The 15,460-nt window shown below is 66.3% G+C and carries 15 protein-coding genes; 8 read left to right on the top strand and 7 right to left on the bottom strand.

Going from position 1 to position 15,460, the window contains the following annotated elements; genetic code table 11:
- Positions 1 to 33 precede the first annotated feature (33 nt).
- The 3 genes from ACLBWL_RS13370 to ACLBWL_RS13380 all read left to right on the top strand — a co-directional run bounded on the left by ACLBWL_RS13370 (position 34) and on the right by ACLBWL_RS13380 (position 4,139).
- On the top strand, positions 34 to 1,587 hold the full coding sequence (locus ACLBWL_RS13370) for an alginate export family protein (RefSeq protein WP_447793813.1): 1,554 nt from the start codon (positions 34 to 36) through the stop codon (positions 1,585 to 1,587).
- 268 nt (positions 1,588 to 1,855) lie between these two features.
- Positions 1,856 to 3,052: an acyl-CoA dehydrogenase family protein gene (locus tag ACLBWL_RS13375; RefSeq protein WP_447794400.1), complete on the top strand. Its 1,197-nt coding sequence runs from the start codon at positions 1,856 to 1,858 to the stop codon at positions 3,050 to 3,052.
- A gap of 4 nt (positions 3,053 to 3,056) precedes the next feature.
- Positions 3,057 to 4,139, top strand: a complete 1,083-nt coding sequence (locus ACLBWL_RS13380; RefSeq protein ID WP_447793815.1) for an acyl-CoA dehydrogenase family protein — start codon at positions 3,057 to 3,059, stop codon at positions 4,137 to 4,139.
- A gap of 137 nt (positions 4,140 to 4,276) precedes the next feature.
- On the opposite strand, the gene ACLBWL_RS13385 is transcribed toward ACLBWL_RS13380, so the two are convergent.
- Both ACLBWL_RS13385 and ACLBWL_RS13390 read right to left on the bottom strand, forming a co-directional pair.
- Entirely contained in the window at positions 4,277 to 4,594 is a 318-nt protein-coding gene (locus ACLBWL_RS13385) for a hypothetical protein (protein ID WP_447793816.1), read from the bottom strand.
- Between the two features lie 49 nt (positions 4,595 to 4,643).
- Complete coding sequence (locus ACLBWL_RS13390; RefSeq protein ID WP_447793818.1) at positions 4,644 to 5,561, bottom strand: LysR family transcriptional regulator; 918 nt, start codon at positions 5,559 to 5,561, stop codon at positions 4,644 to 4,646.
- Between the two features lie 106 nt (positions 5,562 to 5,667).
- Here ACLBWL_RS13390 and ACLBWL_RS13395 point away from each other — a divergent pair, with 106 nt between their 5' ends.
- Positions 5,668 to 7,194 (top strand): CoA-acylating methylmalonate-semialdehyde dehydrogenase, encoded by a 1,527-nt coding sequence (locus ACLBWL_RS13395; protein WP_447793820.1) that lies wholly within the window; start codon positions 5,668 to 5,670, stop codon positions 7,192 to 7,194.
- A 91-nt stretch (positions 7,195 to 7,285) separates the two neighbouring features.
- Here ACLBWL_RS13395 and ACLBWL_RS13400 read toward each other — a convergent pair whose 3' ends face one another.
- Positions 7,286 to 7,609 (bottom strand): GIY-YIG nuclease family protein, encoded by a 324-nt coding sequence (locus ACLBWL_RS13400; RefSeq protein WP_447793822.1) that lies wholly within the window; start codon positions 7,607 to 7,609, stop codon positions 7,286 to 7,288.
- A 110-nt stretch (positions 7,610 to 7,719) separates the two neighbouring features.
- Here ACLBWL_RS13400 and ACLBWL_RS13405 point away from each other — a divergent pair, with 110 nt between their 5' ends.
- The 4 genes from ACLBWL_RS13405 (at position 7,720) to mmsB (ending at position 11,906) form a co-directional block, all read left to right on the top strand.
- Positions 7,720 to 8,865 (top strand): acyl-CoA dehydrogenase family protein, encoded by a 1,146-nt coding sequence (locus ACLBWL_RS13405; protein WP_447793824.1) that lies wholly within the window; start codon positions 7,720 to 7,722, stop codon positions 8,863 to 8,865.
- Between the two features lie 115 nt (positions 8,866 to 8,980).
- Complete coding sequence (locus ACLBWL_RS13410) at positions 8,981 to 10,024, top strand: enoyl-CoA hydratase/isomerase family protein (protein ID WP_447793826.1); 1,044 nt, start codon at positions 8,981 to 8,983, stop codon at positions 10,022 to 10,024.
- A gap of 96 nt (positions 10,025 to 10,120) precedes the next feature.
- Positions 10,121 to 10,897 carry an enoyl-CoA hydratase gene (locus tag ACLBWL_RS13415; RefSeq protein WP_447793828.1) on the top strand — a complete coding sequence of 259 codons (777 nt, stop codon included), beginning with the start codon at positions 10,121 to 10,123 and terminating at the stop codon, positions 10,895 to 10,897.
- A gap of 118 nt (positions 10,898 to 11,015) precedes the next feature.
- Entirely contained in the window at positions 11,016 to 11,906 is an 891-nt protein-coding gene (mmsB, locus tag ACLBWL_RS13420) for a 3-hydroxyisobutyrate dehydrogenase (RefSeq protein ID WP_447794402.1), read from the top strand.
- Positions 11,907 to 11,909: 3 nt separating this feature from the next.
- Here mmsB and ACLBWL_RS13425 read toward each other — a convergent pair whose 3' ends face one another.
- From ACLBWL_RS13425 to ACLBWL_RS13440, 4 genes are all read right to left on the bottom strand, one after another.
- Entirely contained in the window at positions 11,910 to 12,308 is a 399-nt protein-coding gene (locus tag ACLBWL_RS13425; RefSeq protein WP_447793830.1) for an MAPEG family protein, read from the bottom strand.
- A gap of 35 nt (positions 12,309 to 12,343) precedes the next feature.
- Positions 12,344 to 12,565: a hypothetical protein gene (locus ACLBWL_RS13430; protein ID WP_447793832.1), complete on the bottom strand. Its 222-nt coding sequence runs from the start codon at positions 12,563 to 12,565 to the stop codon at positions 12,344 to 12,346.
- An 86-nt stretch (positions 12,566 to 12,651) separates the two neighbouring features.
- Positions 12,652 to 14,022 (bottom strand): MATE family efflux transporter, encoded by a 1,371-nt coding sequence (locus tag ACLBWL_RS13435; RefSeq protein WP_447793833.1) that lies wholly within the window; start codon positions 14,020 to 14,022, stop codon positions 12,652 to 12,654.
- Positions 14,023 to 14,273: 251 nt separating this feature from the next.
- Positions 14,274 to 15,377: an extracellular catalytic domain type 1 short-chain-length polyhydroxyalkanoate depolymerase gene (locus ACLBWL_RS13440; RefSeq protein WP_447793835.1), complete on the bottom strand. Its 1,104-nt coding sequence runs from the start codon at positions 15,375 to 15,377 to the stop codon at positions 14,274 to 14,276.
- Positions 15,378 to 15,460: the final 83 nt, after the last annotated feature.

Raw genomic sequence — 15,460 nt, forward strand, 5'->3', positions numbered from 1 at the left:
CCTGTCCCCACCCGCCAGTACCGGAATTCTGCCATGACCCCGACCACGATGCGCCGCTTGCGGTATGCGGCCGGCTTTGCCGCGTCCGCGCTCTCGACCCTAGCCTCGGCGCAGACCGCGCCGACCCCTGCCAGCCCGACCCCTGCCAGTGATGCGCCATCGACCCAGGCGAGAGTCGGCGCGAAGGAACTGTCCAGCACGGCGGAAGCGTCGCCGATCTCGGAGGCCTATCCCAATGCCGCGATCGGCGACGGGGTGACGTCGGGCGGGTACAACCAGTCGCGCTGGGCGGAGGACTGGTCGAAGTTGCGCGACTCGAAGAAGCGCAAGGACATCGTCGACCAGCTGAAGTTCATCCCGATCGCGGCGGACGGCGACGTCTATCTGACGCTGTCGGGCGAGGCGCGGTTGCGTGTCAACGAGACCACCAACCCCAACCTACGCGATGCGCAGGCGCAGCGGCAGGATATCCTGCGGCTGTTCGGCGGCGCCGACCTGCATCTCGGCGAGCATTTTCGGCTGTACGGCGAGCTTGCACACGGCACGCTCGAGGGTGAGAATCTGGGAACGGTGCTGCCGAACCTGCGCAACAAGCTGGCGGTGCAACAGGCGTTCGTCGACGTGACCGGGACGGTCGCCAATGTCGATCTGGGCGTGCGTTATGGCCGCCAGACCTTTGCCGACGGGCCTAATCTGCTGGTCGTGCCGCGTGACAACAACACGCTCTATTTCGGCTTCAACGGCTTCCGCGCGTGGGCGCGCACCGCCGGCGTCCGCGCCGATGTGTTCGATTTCAAGCCGACCGCTTACGGCACCGGCGGCACCAGTGACGACGATGCCGAGAGCGCGCGGCGGTTCTCGGGCATCTCGACCGGGATCGTCCTGCCGGAGTCGCTGTTCGGCGGGTCGAAGCTGTACGTGGATCCGTTTCTCTGGCGCCTGCGCAACCGGGCGGCGGTGTGGGGCACCGATACCGCGCGCGAGGTGCGCAAGTTCTACGGCCTCCACATCTGGGGCGATGCCGGGCCGGTCAATCTAGACTGGACGATCAACTATCAGGGCGGCGATTACGATGGCCGCGCGATCAAGGCGTGGCTGTTGCTGATGGCGCAGACCTATAGCCTCGGCGAGAGCAAAAGCGCGCCCCGCATCGGATTCCATGCAGATTATGCGAGCGGTGGTGGTGCGTACGGCAAGGGCACGCTGCGCACCTCGCTCGCGCCGTTCGGCAACAACATTTACTACAGCTATCAGCTGTTCGCGACGCCGACCAATTTCGTCGCTGTGGCGCCGAACTTCACCTTCAGCGCGTTCAAGAAGCTGCGCGTGACGGCGGAGTACCAGCTGTCGTGGCGCGATTCGACGAGCGATGCGGTGTACCGCGCCAACGGCACCGCGTTTGCCGGCACGCAGAATGTCGGCGGGCGCAAGATCGCCGATACCATCCGGTTCCAGGCGACCTATCCGATCACCACGCGGCTGTCGCTGCTCGGGCGCTACGAGCATCTGATCGCCGGGCCGGCGTTGACCAATGCGGGGTACAAGAACTCCGACTTCCTCGCGGGGTGGATCAGCTACCGGTTCTGATACCCTATTGATCCTCCCCCGCGAGGGGGAGGTGGCTGGCGCTTGCCAGACGGAGGGGGAGGCAAGCGAAACGCCTGCTGCGTATCCTCCCCCTCCGTCACCTTCGGTGCCACCTCCCCCTGGCGGGGGAGGATTGGGAACGCGCACGATACCGCGTGGATTAACCTGCGTCGCTCACTGCGGCATTTTCTCCGATTTCGGCCATACCGGTCCTTCAATTCTTCGATCGACTGTGGCACATGGGCTCCATCATCAGGAGCACATGGCCATGGATCTCAGCTTCACGCCCGAGGAAGAATCGTTCCGCGACGAAGTCCGCGCGTTCTTCCGCGACAAACTCCCCGCGCGTCTCTCGACGCTGGTCCGCGAAGGCAAGCGCCTGCGCAAATCGGACATGGAGGAATGGCACGCCATTCTCAACGAACGCGGCTGGCTGGCGAACCACTGGCCCGAGCAATGGGGCGGTCCGGGCTGGAGCGTGATCCAGCGCTTCATCTTCGACAATGAGTCCGCGCTCGCGCACGCCCCTCGCGTCGTGCCGTTCGGCGTCAACATGCTCGGGCCGGTGCTGATCAAATACGGCTCCGAGGAGCAGAAGAAGCAGTGGTTGCCGCGGATTCTCGATGGCTCCGACTGGTGGTGCCAGGGGTATTCCGAGCCGGGCGCGGGGTCCGATCTCGCGGGCCTCAAGACCACAGCCGTCCGTAAGGGCGACGTCTATGTCGTCAACGGCCAGAAGACGTGGACGACGCTCGGCCAGCATGCCGACATGATCTTCTGCCTCGTCCGCACCGACCCGGCGGCGAAGAAGCAGGAGGGTATCTCGTTCCTGCTGATCGACATGAAGTCGCCCGGCATCGAGATCCGGCCGATCACGTTGATCGACGGCGAGCAGGAGGTGAACGAAGTGTTCTTCACCGACGTCGAGGTGCCGGTCGCCAACCTCGTCGGGGAGGAGAACCAGGGCTGGACCTATGCCAAGTATCTGCTGACCTATGAGCGCACCAACATCGCCGGTGTCGGCTTCTCGATCGCGTCGTTCGAGCGGCTGAAGGAAGTCGCGCAGATGCAGAAGAAGGGTGGACGGGCCTTGGCGGACGATCCGCTGTTCGCGGCGCGGATGGCACGGGTCGAGATCGATCTGGCGAACATGCAGACGACCAATCTCCGCGTGCTCGCGGCGGTCGCGGGTGGTGGTGCGCCGGGCGCGGAAAGTTCGATGCTCAAGATCAAGGGCACCGAGATCCGCCAGGAGATCACCTCGCTGACCCGCCGTGCGTACGGCTCGTACGCGGCGCCGTACATACCCGAGGCTCTGGAGGCCGGATGGAACGGCGAGGATGTCGGGCCGGAGGACGCGGCGATGGCGGCGCCTAGCTATTTCAACAACCGCAAGCTGTCGATCTTCGGCGGGTCGAACGAGATCCAGAAGAACATCATCTCCAAAGCCATCCTGGGTCTCTGATCACATGAACTTCGAACACACCGACGACCGCCGCATGCTCGCCGACACGCTCGTCCGCGCGCTGCGCGACGGCTATCCGATCGATACGCGTAATGCAGGGGCGTATAGCGAGGCGGGGTACGACCCGGCGGTCTGGACGCAGTTGACCGAACTCGGCATCGTGTCGGCGTTGTTCGACGAGGCGGCGGGCGGGTTTGGCGGTAGCGGGTTCGACATCATGGTGGTGTTCGAGGCGCTCGGCCGCGAGCTGGTGGTCGAGCCGTTCCTGGGCGCGCTGATGGCGGGGCGTGCGCTGGCCAAGGCTGGCGGGCATGACGAAACGCTTGCCGGGATCGTGTCCGGCGAGACGATCGCCGCGTTCGCGCATGAAGATGGCGCGACGCCGGTGACCGCGACGAAGAGCGGCGACGGTTGGGCGCTTAGCGGGACGAAGGCAGTCGTTCCGCAGGCGGGCGCAGCGTCGGTGTTCGTCGTGACCGTCGAGCAGGACGGCGACCCGCTGGTGTTGCTCGTGCCGGCGGATACGGCTGGGGTGTCGGTGCGCAGCTTCAACGTCGTCGAGGGTGGTGCGGCCGGGGACGTGACGTTCGAGAACGCCACGCTGGGCGCGGATGCGCGCGTCGGCGGCGAAGGACAGGGGCAGGCGATCGTCGATGCGGCGGTTGGAGCCGGGTTGCTGGCGCTGTCGGCGGAGGCGGTCGGGGCGATGGATTTCGTCAAGGAGGCGACGCTCGGCTATCTCCGCGACCGGAAGCAGTTCGGCGTGCCGATCGGCAAGTTCCAGGCGCTCCAGCACCGCATGGCGACGGTGCTGCTCGAGATCGAGCAGGCACAGTCGGCGGTGATCAACGCAGCCTCGGCATTCGACGGCGACGACGCGAAGGCGCGCGCGCGGGCGCTGGCGGCGGCGAAATACACGATCGGGCGGACTGGGGCCTTGGTCGCAGAAGAGTCGATCCAGCTGCACGGCGGGATCGGCATGACCTGGGAATACGCGGTGTCGCACTATGCCAAGCGCTTGGTGATGATCGACCACCAGTTGGGCGACGAGGATTATCACCTGCAACGGTATATCGCGCTGGGGTGAATGCCCGTCATCTCCCCACCGTCATCCTGACGAAAGTCAGGACCCAGAGCGACAAGCGACGACGCCCGTAACCCTGGGCCCTGACTTTCGTCAGGGTGACGGGGCGCGTCAGCATGACGGTCGGGGGATGGCGCGCGTTATCGCCGGCGCTTCCCGATCATTGGCCGCAGCCGCACGCCGACACAGATCACCGTCGGCCACAGTAGCGTGTTGAGGATATCCAGCGAGGTGTCCTCCCATCGCCACGATCCGAACGTCATGCGGTCCATGATCTCGTTGAAGGCCTCGCCCGCGACGACCACCCACCACGGGATGAACGTGCCGAACGACCGCCGCGTGATCAGGCGCGCGATCATCAGCAACAGCATCCCGGCATGGATGTGGAGGATCGTGTCGGGCAGCCCGGTGCCATCGCCGATCCAGTCGATCATCTTGTGGTAGAGGGTCGGGGTCACGCTGTTGCTCCGGACGGACCGAATGCCGCCGCGGCGCGCTATACTTGGCTCACTCCGGCGCGGCAAACGACCGGAAGGTCTCGCCCAGCATCAGCGGTTTGAGCTCGCCGATCGTCGCGTCGAGCCAGGCGATGAACCGGTCGATCCGCGCGATCCGGCGGACGTCGCGGTGGACGACGAGCCAGAAAGACCGCGCGATGTCGATCGTGTCGGGCAGCACGCGCGCTAGCCCCGGCATCTGATCGCCGATGAAGCAGGGCAATATCCCGCACCCCGCCCCCGCGGCGATGAGTTCGGCCTGCGCGACGATGCTCGAACTGCGGATCGACGCATCGAGCCGCCCGTCGATCTCCGCCAGATAGCGGAGTTCGGGCGCGTAGATCATGTCCGGGACATAGCCGATCAGGCGATGCCGCATCAGGTCCGCGGTCGTCGCGATCGGTCCGGTCCGAGCGAGGTGGTCGGGATGCGCGTAGAGCCCGAGGTGATAGTCGGTGAGCTTGCGTGCGACCAGCGGCCCGCTTTTCGGCCGGGCGAGCATCACCGCGATGTCGGCCTCTCGCCGCGACGGGTTGAGGAAGCCGGTCGACGCGATCAGGTCGACGGCGATCCGCGGATGCTGATTGGTGAACGACGCCAGGCGCGGCGCGAGGATGCGACTGCCGAATCCTTCGGACACGCTCAGCCGGATCGGGCCGGCGAGCACGCCTGCATCATTACCGACGACTTCCTGTATGCCGAGCGCGGACGCCTCCATCGTCTCAGCGTGTTCCAACAGCGCCGCGCCGCGCTCGGTCAGCGCGTATCCCGCCACGGTCTGTTCGAACAACGTCGTCTGGAGTCGCCGCTCAAGCCGTTGCAGACGCCGCGAGACCGTCGTCGCGTCCTGCCCGAGTAGTTTTGCGGCGGGCCCGAGGCGGTGCGTACGCGCCAGAGCAAGGAAATACCGGACGTCGTCCCAATCCATGAACGCCTGACCTTATGCTGCATATTTGCAGAGCGAATCTGCAAACAGCCCCACTTGGCTGCGAAACGCTTATGGCCGACGATGCCGACAACTAGAAGAGGATGCCATGCGGACCATCGAGAATTTCGTGAGCGGTGCGGCCAGCACGGCCGAGCGCTTCGGCGACGTGTTCGACCCGAATTCGGGCGAGGTGCAGGCGCGGGTCCGGCTGTCGGGCGCGAAGGACCTGGATGTGGCGGTCGCTGCCGCGCAGAAGGCGCAGCCGGGCTGGGCGGCGACCAACCCGCAGCGCCGTGCCCGCGTCATGTTCGAGTTCAAGCGGCTCGTCGAAGCGAACATGGACGAGCTGGCGCGCCTGCTCTCGTCCGAGCACGGCAAGGTGATCGCGGATTCGAAGGGTGATATCCAGCGCGGGCTCGAGGTGATCGAGTTCTGTTGCGGTATCCCGCACATCCTCAAGGGGGAATATACGCAGGGCGCCGGGCCGGGGATCGATGTGTATTCGATGCGCCAGCCATTGGGCATCGGTGCGGGGATCACGCCGTTTAACTTCCCGGCGATGATCCCGCTGTGGATGTCGGGCGTCGCGATCGCCACGGGCAACGCGTTCATTCTCAAGCCCAGCGAGCGTGATCCGTCGGTGCCGGTGCGGCTCGGCGAGCTGTTCGTCGACGCGGGGCTGCCCGAGGGCATTTTCCAGGTCGTCCATGGCGACAAGGAAATGGTCGACGCGATCCTCGATCATCCGGCGATCGCGGCGGTGAGCTTCGTCGGATCGTCCGATATCGCGCATTACGTGTACCGCCGCGGCGTCGAGGCGGGCAAGCGCGTCCAGGCGATGGGCGGCGCGAAGAACCACGGCATCGTCATGCCCGACGCGGACCTCGACCAGGTCGTGGCAGACTTGTCAGGCGCGGCGTTCGGGAGCGCGGGCGAGCGCTGCATGGCGCTGCCGGTGGTGGTGCCGGTCGGCGAGAAGACCGCCATCGCGCTGCGCGAGAAGCTGATCCCGGCAATCGCGGCTTTGCGGGTCGGTGTGTCGACCGACAACGACGCGCATTACGGCCCGGTGGTGAATGCGGCGCATCGCACCCGGATCGAAAACTGGATCCAGACCGGCGTCGACGAGGGCGCGGAACTGGTCGTCGACGGGCGTGGGTTTGCGTTGCAGGGGCACGAAAAGGGCTTCTTCATCGGGCCGTCGCTGTTCGATCACGTCACCACCGAGATGTCGGCGTACAAGGAGGAGATCTTTGGTCCGGTGCTCCAGATCGTCCGCGCCGCCGATTTCGAGGAGGCGGTGCGTCTGCCGAGCGAGCATCAATACGGCAACGGCGTCGCGATCTTCACCCGCAACGGGCACGCGGCGCGCGAGTTCGCGGCGCGGGTGAACGTCGGGATGGTGGGGATCAACGTGCCGATCCCGGTGCCGGTCGCGTATCATACCTTCGGTGGGTGGAAGCGCTCGGCATTCGGGGACACGAACCAGCACGGGATGGAGGGCGTGAAGTTCTGGACCAAGGTCAAGACGATCACGCAGCGCTGGCCGGACGGGTCTGCGCTGCCTGCGATGGCGGAGGACGGTGGGCCGGCTCGCAACAACGACGCGTTCGTCATCCCGACGATGGGGTGAGCGGGGTGCTGTCCCATCTCGTCATCCTGGACTTGATCCAGGATCCAGAGTTACGAGGCGCTACGCCTGTGGCTCTGGATCCTGACTTTCGTCAGGATGACGGGCGGTGGTTGGGTAAGGGTTCGAAGCCCCAATCCTCTGCCAGGTCGCGCCACGTCGGGTTATCCGTTTCGATTAGTTCGATCTTCCACGAGCGCTTCCAGACCTTCAGCTGCTTCTCGCGGGTGATCGCCGCTTCCATCGTGTCGGCCATCGCGAACCACACCAGTTGGTTCACGCCGTATCGCTTTGTGAAGCCATCGAATGCGCTTTCGCGGTGCTGAACGATCCGCGCCATCAGGTCGGACGTTACGCCGATGTAGAGCGTTCCGTTGCGCCAGCTCGCCATGATATAGACCGCCGGTTGCCTAGCCATATCATTCCCCCAAGTCGTCATCCTGACGAAAGTCAGGATCCAGAGCCACCAGTTTCGGCGTTCCTGGCTCTGGATGCTGGGTCGAGCCCAGCATGACGGAAGAGAGACCTATGACCAACCAGTTCGACCTCACCGACGACCAGCGCGAGATCCAGGAGCTCGCGCGCCGGTTCACCGCCGACCGGATCACGCCGCATGCGGCCGAGTGGGACGAGAAGCACATCTTTCCGCGCGAGACGATCAAGGCGGCGGCCGAGCTCGGCTTCGCGGCGATCTATGTCAGCGAGGAGAGCGGCGGGATCGCGCTGGGTCGGCTGGAAGCGGCGCTGATCATGGAGGCGATGTCCTACGGGTGCCCATCGACGAGCGCGTTCATCAGCATTCATAACATGGCGGCGTGGATGATCGACCGGTTCGGGTCGGCGGCGGTGAAGGACAAGTACCTCCCCGATCTGGTGACGATGGACCGGCTGGCGAGCTATTGCCTGACCGAGCCGGGGTCGGGCTCCGACGCGGCGGCGCTCAAGACGCGGGCAGTGCGAGACGGCGACGACTGGATCGTGACGGGCTCGAAGCAGTTCATCTCGGGTGCGGGCGAGAACGAGGTGTACGTGACGATGGTCCGTACCGGGGAGGACGGGCCGAAGGGCATCTCGTGCCTGGTGATCGAGAAGGACATGCCGGGCGTGTCGTTCGGCGCGAACGAGAAGAAGCTCGGTTGGCACTCGCAGCCGACGCGACAGGTGATCTTCGACGGCGTCCGCGTGCCGGCGGCGAACATGGTGGGCGGCGAGGGCGAGGGGTTCCGGATCGCGATGATGGGGCTCGATGGCGGGCGGTTGAACATCGGCGCGTGTTCGCTCGGGGGGGCACAGCGGTGCCTCGACGAGGCGATCGCGTATACCAAGGATCGGAAGCAGTTCGGGAAGGTGATCGCGGATTTCCAGAACACGCAGTTCATGCTGGCGGACATGGCGACGGAATTGGAGGCGGCGCGGGCGTTGCTCTACATCGCGGCCGCCAAGGTGACGGCGAACGCGCCCGACAAGACCAAGTTCGCGGCGATGGCGAAGCGGCTGGCGACCGATACGGGGTCTTCGGTGGTGGATCGCGCGTTGCAGCTGCATGGCGGGTACGGGTATCTGCAGGACTATCCGATCGAACGCTTCTGGCGCGATCTGCGCGTGCATTCGATCCTCGAGGGGACGAACCAGGTGATGCGGATGATCGTCGGTCGCGAGCTGACGCGGCAGTGAGTCTGCGCAGCTACCAGTCTTTCTTCTGCTCCGCGCCTCTGCGCCTCTGCGCGAAAAAGAATATTGTTCGCGCAGAGGCGCAGAGGCGCGGAGATGGTGTTCGGGAGGTGAACGCGTGACCGATGATCTGATCGTCGAGAGTGAAGGGCCTGTCGGCCGGATTCGGCTGAACCGTCCGAAAGCCCTTCACGCGCTCAATCTTGGCATGTGCGAGGGCGTACTTGAAACGCTGGAGACTTGGCGGGGCGATGCGGCGGTCGAGGCGATCGTCGTCGATCATGCCGAGGGGCGTGGGTTCTGCGCTGGCGGGGATATCCGGATGCTTGCGGCCTCGGGGGACACAGATGGCGTCGAGGCTCGGGCGTTTTTTCATGCCGAGTACCGGATGAACCACCGGCTATTCACCTATGCCAAGCCGATCGTCGCGTTCATGGACGGGATCACGATGGGCGGCGGGGTTGGTCTCGCGCTGCCGTGCCGGTTTCGCGTCGCCACGGAGAATACGAAATTCGCCATGCCGGAGACTGGGATCGGGTTGTTCCCCGACGTTGGCGGCGGCTGGTATCTGTCGCGGCTGCCCGGGAGGATCGGGCAGTATCTGGCGCTGACCGGGCACCGGCTGGATGGCGCGGAGTGTCTCGCGCTGGGGCTGGCGACGCATTTCCTGACTAGCGATACGCTTGATACCGCCAAGGCGCGGATCGCCGCGACGCCGCGGGAGATCGCTGGCGTGCTGGACGCGTTGGCGACGGCGGCTCCCGAGGCGAAGATCCTCGCGCGCAAGGACGACATAGACCGGTTGTTCGCGTCGGACGTGCTGGAGGATATCTATGCTGCGCTCGACGCCGATGGTGGCGAGTGGGCGACCCAGACGCTCGCGACGCTGAAGACCAAGTCGCCGCAGACGATGAAGGTGTCGTTGCGGCTGCTCCACGAGGGCGCGGGGATGGCGAGTTTCGCGGACGAGATGCGCCAGGAATATGCGGTCGGCGCGCATGTCGTGCAGCGGCATGACTTCATCGAGGGCGTGCGCGCGGTGATCGTCGACAAGGACAATGCGCCGCGCTGGGATCCGGCGACGCCCGAGGCTGTGACCGATCACGTGATCGACCAGATCTTCGCGCCGCTGCCGGAGAGCGAGGCTTGGACGCCAGGCTGAATAACGGAAAGCACGTCACCCCAGCGAACGCTGGGGTCTCGCGGTAATGATGAGACCCCAACTTTCGCTGGGGTGACGAAATTGGAAGGGTTTGGAATGGCCGAATACGAAACGATCCTCGTCGAGCAGCGCGGTGGCGTCACGCTTGTCACGCTCAACCGGCCGCAGGCGCTGAACGCGCTCAATTCGCAGGTGCTGGCGGATCTGATCGGCGCGTTTGCCGCGTTCGATGCGGATGCGTCGCAGGGGTGCGCGGTGCTGACCGGTAGCGCCAAGGCTTTCGCGGCGGGGGCGGACATCAAGGAGATGCAGTCGCAAGGATTCGCGGATATGTACGCGAGCAACTTCTTCGCCGGGTGGGAGAATTTCACGCGGACGCGCAAACCCGTGATTGCCGCGGTGGCGGGCTTTGCGCTCGGCGGCGGGTGCGAGCTGGCGATGATGTGCGACTTCATCCTCGCCGCCGATACCGCGAAGTTCGGGCAGCCGGAGATCAAGCTCGCGGTGTCGCCTGGGATGGGCGGATCGCAGCGGCTCACGCGCGCGGTTGGCAAGGCGAAGGCGATGGAAATGTGCCTGACCGGGCGGATGATGGGCGCCGAGGAAGCCGAGCGTGCTGGACTCGTTTCGCGGATCGTGCCGGCCGATGACCTGATCGAGGAGGCGGTGAAGACCGCCGCGACGATCGCCGCAATGGCGCCGCTGGCGGTGCTGGCGAACAAGGAAATGGTTAACGCGGCGTTCGAGACGGGGCTGGCGATGGGCGTGCAGTTCGAGCGGCGGCTGTTCCACGGGCTGTTCGGGACCGCGGACCAGAGCGAGGGCATGGCAGCGTTCGTCGAGAAGCGCGCCGGGACCTGGACGGGGAAATGAACCGAATTCCCCTCCCGCTTGCGGGAGGGGCTAGGGGAGGGCGCGACGTACGTACCGGCGTCCGGTCTGTGAGGCACGCCCCTCCACCAACCCCTCCCGCAAGCGGGAGGGGAGCAAGATTAGGAGAGAGAACATGGCACGGATCGGATTCATCGGGCTCGGCAACATGGGCGGCGGGATGGCGGCGAATCTCGCCAAGAAGGGCCACGACGTCCGCGCATTCGATCTCAGCGCCGACGCTTTGGACAAGGCGGAAACCGCCGGGTGCCTCCCCGTCGCGTCCGCTGCCGAAGCCGCAGACGGCGCCGAGGCGATCGTGACGATGCTGCCTGCGGGCAAGCATGTCGCCGAGGTGTACGACACGCTGTTCGGCGTCGCATCGCCCTCCACGATCCTGATCGACTGTTCGACGATCGACGTCGCGACCGCCAAGCAGGTCGCCGAGGCCGCGCAGGCCAAGGGCCTCGTCGCGGTCGACGCGCCGGTATCGGGCGGGATCGGCGCGGCCAATGCGGGCACCCTGACCTTCATGGTCGGCGGCTCGGCCGAGGCGTTCGACCGGGCGCGAGCGATCCTCGCCGACATGGGCAAGGCGGTCATCCACGCCGGCGCGAACGGCGCGGGGCAGGCGGCGAAGATCTGCAACAACATGATTCTCGGCGCGACGATGATCGCGACCTGCGAGGCGTTCGTGCTGGCGGAGAAGCTCGGGCTCGACGCGCAGGCGTTCTACGATATCGCCAGCGTGTCTTCGGGGCAGAGCTGGTCGATGACGACGTACGCGCCGCTGCCGGGCATTGGTCCCGATACGCCCGCTGACCACGACTACCAGGGCGGGTTTGCGGCGGCGCTGATGCTGAAGGATTTGCGGCTCGCGGTGGCGGCCGCGAAGGACGTCGGCGCGGATACGCCGATGGGGGCGAAGGCCGCCGAGCGTTACGAGGCGTTCGCCGAGGCTGGGCAGGGTAGCCTCGACTTCTCGGCGATCATTCGCACGTTACGAGACTGAGCGTCAGAGGAACCGGATCAGCATCAGCAGCAGGCCTAGGATCGACGCCATCCAGCACAGGCTACGGACATATTTGATGCCGAACAGGTAGAGCGGGATGTAGGCGATCCGCGCGCTGAACCAGAGCCAGGCGCCGATCGCACCGAGCCCGCCGGTGCGATCGGTGACAGCCAACCCGAGCGCGAGTGCGATGAAGACCGGGTAGGTTTCCTGGAAATTCTTGAGCGCGCGTTCAGCGCGGCCCGCCATCTCGCCGAGCGGTTTCTGCTCGCCGTCACGCGGGCCAGCGTTCCAGTCGAGCCCACGGTCGCGCGTCGCGGTCTGGCCCTGGATCATGATGTAGGTGAACAGCAGGACCGTCGACCAGCCGAGCAGGATGAGTTCGGTGGGCAAGGCGGTCATGGGCGATCTCCGGGGTCAGCGGAACTCGAACGCCGCTACAGCCGTGATGGTGCGCCGTGGTTTGCGGAGATTGCAAGCAATTGCTTGGCGTCGTGCGCGCGCTGGAAGGCGCGGTCGGCGTCGTCGATCGCGCCGAGCAGCATGCCGAAGCACGGCGTCTCGTTGATCGCATAGACCCGGGACAGGTCATGGCCGAGCGCGAAGACGTCGCGCTGCGTCAGCAATCCGATCGCGACGATGCGGTCTGGGTCGGCCATGTTAGTCTCCGGTAGTATAATACAGGTTAACACACGGAAACGCGTAACGGGCGCAATACTTTATCCGAAATGGGTCGAGTCGAGCGTCAGCCGAGGCCCAGCCGCTCGCGGGCACGCCATCGGAGTATCATCAGCACCGCTACTACGGCCAATCCGGTCGCAAGTCCGGTCCAGATCCCGACGCCGCCCCAGCCGCGGGCGAACGCCAGCCATGCGCCGACGCCGATGCCGATCCCCCAATAGCCGACCGCCGCGAAGATCATTGGGACCTTGGTGTCGCCGAGCCCGCGTAACATGCCCGCGCCGATCACCTGTGCGCCATCGACCACCTGGAACACCGCCGCCACCGCAAGCAGCGAGATCGCCAGCGCGACGACCGGCGCATTGGCGGGCGCATCGACGTCGAGGATGATGCCGATCATGAGTTGCGGGGCGAGCACGAGCAATGCGGCGGTCAGCACCATGAAGCCCTCGCCGATCGCGAACGCCGTCCAGCCGGCGCGGCCGATCCCGGCACGGTCGCCGCGGCCTGAGGCGAGACCGACGCGGACGGTGGCGGCTTGCGCGATGCCGAGCGGGACCATGAAGGTGACGCTGGCGATCTGGATCGCGATCGCGTGCGCGGCGAGCGGGACGGTGCCGAGCAGCCCCATCAGGAACACCGCGGCGATGAACACGGTGGATTCGAACCCCAGCGTGATCGCGATCGGCAGGCCGAGTTTCCATACCCCCCGGTACCGCGGCCAGTCGCTCCGCCAGAACCGGCCGAGCAGACTATAGCGGCGGAACGGCGCGACGCGCATCACGACGATCGCCATCGCCGCGAAGCTCAGCGTGTTGGCGATGCTGCTCGCCATGCCCGAGCCTTGCAGGCCCAGCGCGGGCAGGCCGGCATGACCGAAGATCAGCAGCCAGTTGAGCGCGGCGTTGACCACCAGCAGCCCGGTCATCACCACCAGCGACCAGGCGGGTTTCTCCAGCGCGGCGACGAACGCGCGCAGCACGAGGAAGGCGAGGCTGGGGAACATCCCCCACATCACCGCGCGAACGAACCGCGCGGCCTCGTGCGCCAGTACCGGATCCTGATCGAGCAGGTGAACGAGGATCGGCTCGGCATTCCACAGCACGATCCAGGACGGAATGCACAGCGTGGCTGCGACCCAGATCGCCTGGCGCACGGTGCGGCGGATATCGCGCACCGCATGCGGCCGCGCGCCGCGTTCGCGCGCGATCATCGGCACGGCGGCGGTGGTCAGGCCCATGCCGAAGATCAGGAAGGCGAGATAGAGATTGAGTCCGAGAGTCGCGGCGGCCAGCGTATCGGACCCGAGCCGCCCGAGCATCGCGACGTCGGTGGTACCGACCAGCGCTTGTGCGAGGTTGGTCGCGACGAGTGGCCAGCCGAGCCGCAACGTGGCGGCGAATTCGGTGCGCCAGGGGCGGGGGGTGGACGTCATGTGCTGGCTTTAGCCGGGTTTCGGGCCAAGTCGATTACTCCCGTCTATCCTCCCCCCGGCAGGCGAGGATCGGTATGGAGCGAAGGCGCTGGGACGATCTTGCGATGCTTTCCAACCAACTCCGTCATCCTGACGAAAGTCAGGACCCAGGGTAACGACCGGTGTCCTGTTTGGCTCTGGGTCCTGACTTTCGTCAGGATGACGGGTGGGAGCTGGCGCACGCCAAACCGGGCCCATAGCCCATGCTTCTCCTAGCGCATCAACCCGGCAGCGCGGAGCGCGGTTTCGATGATGCTTTGTACGCTGGCCGGTGCGCTCGGCTTGGCCTTGGCGGCGGTGCGGACCGGGATGGCGATCTTGGCGGCGCGTTGCGGAGCTGGGTTGGCCTGTGTCCTGCGCGTCGCGATCAGGCCCCAGGATTGCGCGATCGTCGTCGTGCTCGACACGCCGGCGTCGAGCATGAACGGTCCCGCGACGCCGATCCGTTCGCCACCCGAGGGATCGATCGGCGTGCCGTGGCCCATCCCCGCGACGATCCACTCCTCGACCACGATGCGGCCGTCGGCGTTCGACCAACTGCGGTGCGTCGCCTTAGCGGTGCGCTCCTCGCGGACCGAGTCCGCCGAGACGCCGTGCAGTGCGCGCCACTGGCGGCCGATCGTGTCGGCGTTCGATACGCTGACGGTCGCATCCGCCGCGCCGTGCCAGATCGCCAAAGTCGGCCAGCGACCCTCGTGCCCGCGCGATCCGCTGTGCACCGCCTCGACCAGCGTGCGGTCGCTGCTATCGCCGTGGCCGCGCATCCGGTCGAGCGCCTGCGACACGCCGGTCGCGGTGCCGTAGGCGAGGCCGCCGATCACCGCGCCGCCCGCGAACAGGTCCGGGCGGGTCGCGAGCATGGCCACCGTCATCGCGCCGCCGGCCGACAGCCCGGTGACGTAGACGCGCTGCGGATCGAGCGCGTGGCGGGCGATCATCGTCTCGGTCATCTGCGCGATCGACGCGGCCTCGCCGCCGGCCCGCGCGGTATCCTCCGACGCGAACCAGTTGAAGCAGAGGTTGGGATTGTTCGCGCGCGTCTGCTCGGGGAACAGCAGCGCGAAGCCGGCGCGGTCGGCGAGCCGCGACCAGCCCGAGCCGTGATCATAGCCCGCCGCGGTCTGCGTGCAGCCGTGCAGGACGACCACCAGCGGCGCGCTTGCGGGAAGATCCTGCGGCACATACGCATGGCCGAGCAGCGCGCCGGGGTTGGTCCCGAACTCGGTCAGCGCGGTCAGGCGGCTGGGCCCGCGATGCCCGGCTGCGGGCGCTCCGGCGCGCGCCATGCGGGCGATGGTATCGGCGATGTTGCGCAAAGATCGGGTTCCTCATCACGCGCCACGTCACATGGTGCGGGTGCAGCGATCATATCTCAACGTCGTGCCTACATCATTTGTTG

Source organism: Sphingomonas sp. M1A8_2b (assembly GCF_053345535.1).

Coding starts and splice junctions, on each gene's coding strand:
- ACLBWL_RS13380 (WP_447793815.1), top strand. CDS start 3,057: ATGAACTTCGAACACACCGACGACCGCCGCATGCTCGCCGACACGCTC.
- ACLBWL_RS13435 (WP_447793833.1), bottom strand. CDS start 14,022: ATGACGTCCACCCCCCGCCCCTGGCGCACCGAATTCGCCGCCACGTTG.
- ACLBWL_RS13430 (WP_447793832.1), bottom strand. CDS start 12,565: ATGGCCGACCCAGACCGCATCGTCGCGATCGGATTGCTGACGCAGCGC.
- ACLBWL_RS13390 (WP_447793818.1), bottom strand. CDS start 5,561: ATGGATTGGGACGACGTCCGGTATTTCCTTGCTCTGGCGCGTACGCAC.
- ACLBWL_RS13375 (WP_447794400.1), top strand. CDS start 1,856: ATGGATCTCAGCTTCACGCCCGAGGAAGAATCGTTCCGCGACGAAGTC.
- ACLBWL_RS13405 (WP_447793824.1), top strand. CDS start 7,720: ATGACCAACCAGTTCGACCTCACCGACGACCAGCGCGAGATCCAGGAG.
- ACLBWL_RS13370 (WP_447793813.1), top strand. CDS start 34: ATGACCCCGACCACGATGCGCCGCTTGCGGTATGCGGCCGGCTTTGCC.
- ACLBWL_RS13425 (WP_447793830.1), bottom strand. CDS start 12,308: ATGACCGCCTTGCCCACCGAACTCATCCTGCTCGGCTGGTCGACGGTC.
- ACLBWL_RS13415 (WP_447793828.1), top strand. CDS start 10,121: ATGGCCGAATACGAAACGATCCTCGTCGAGCAGCGCGGTGGCGTCACG.
- ACLBWL_RS13395 (WP_447793820.1), top strand. CDS start 5,668: ATGCGGACCATCGAGAATTTCGTGAGCGGTGCGGCCAGCACGGCCGAG.
- ACLBWL_RS13400 (WP_447793822.1), bottom strand. CDS start 7,609: ATGGCTAGGCAACCGGCGGTCTATATCATGGCGAGCTGGCGCAACGGA.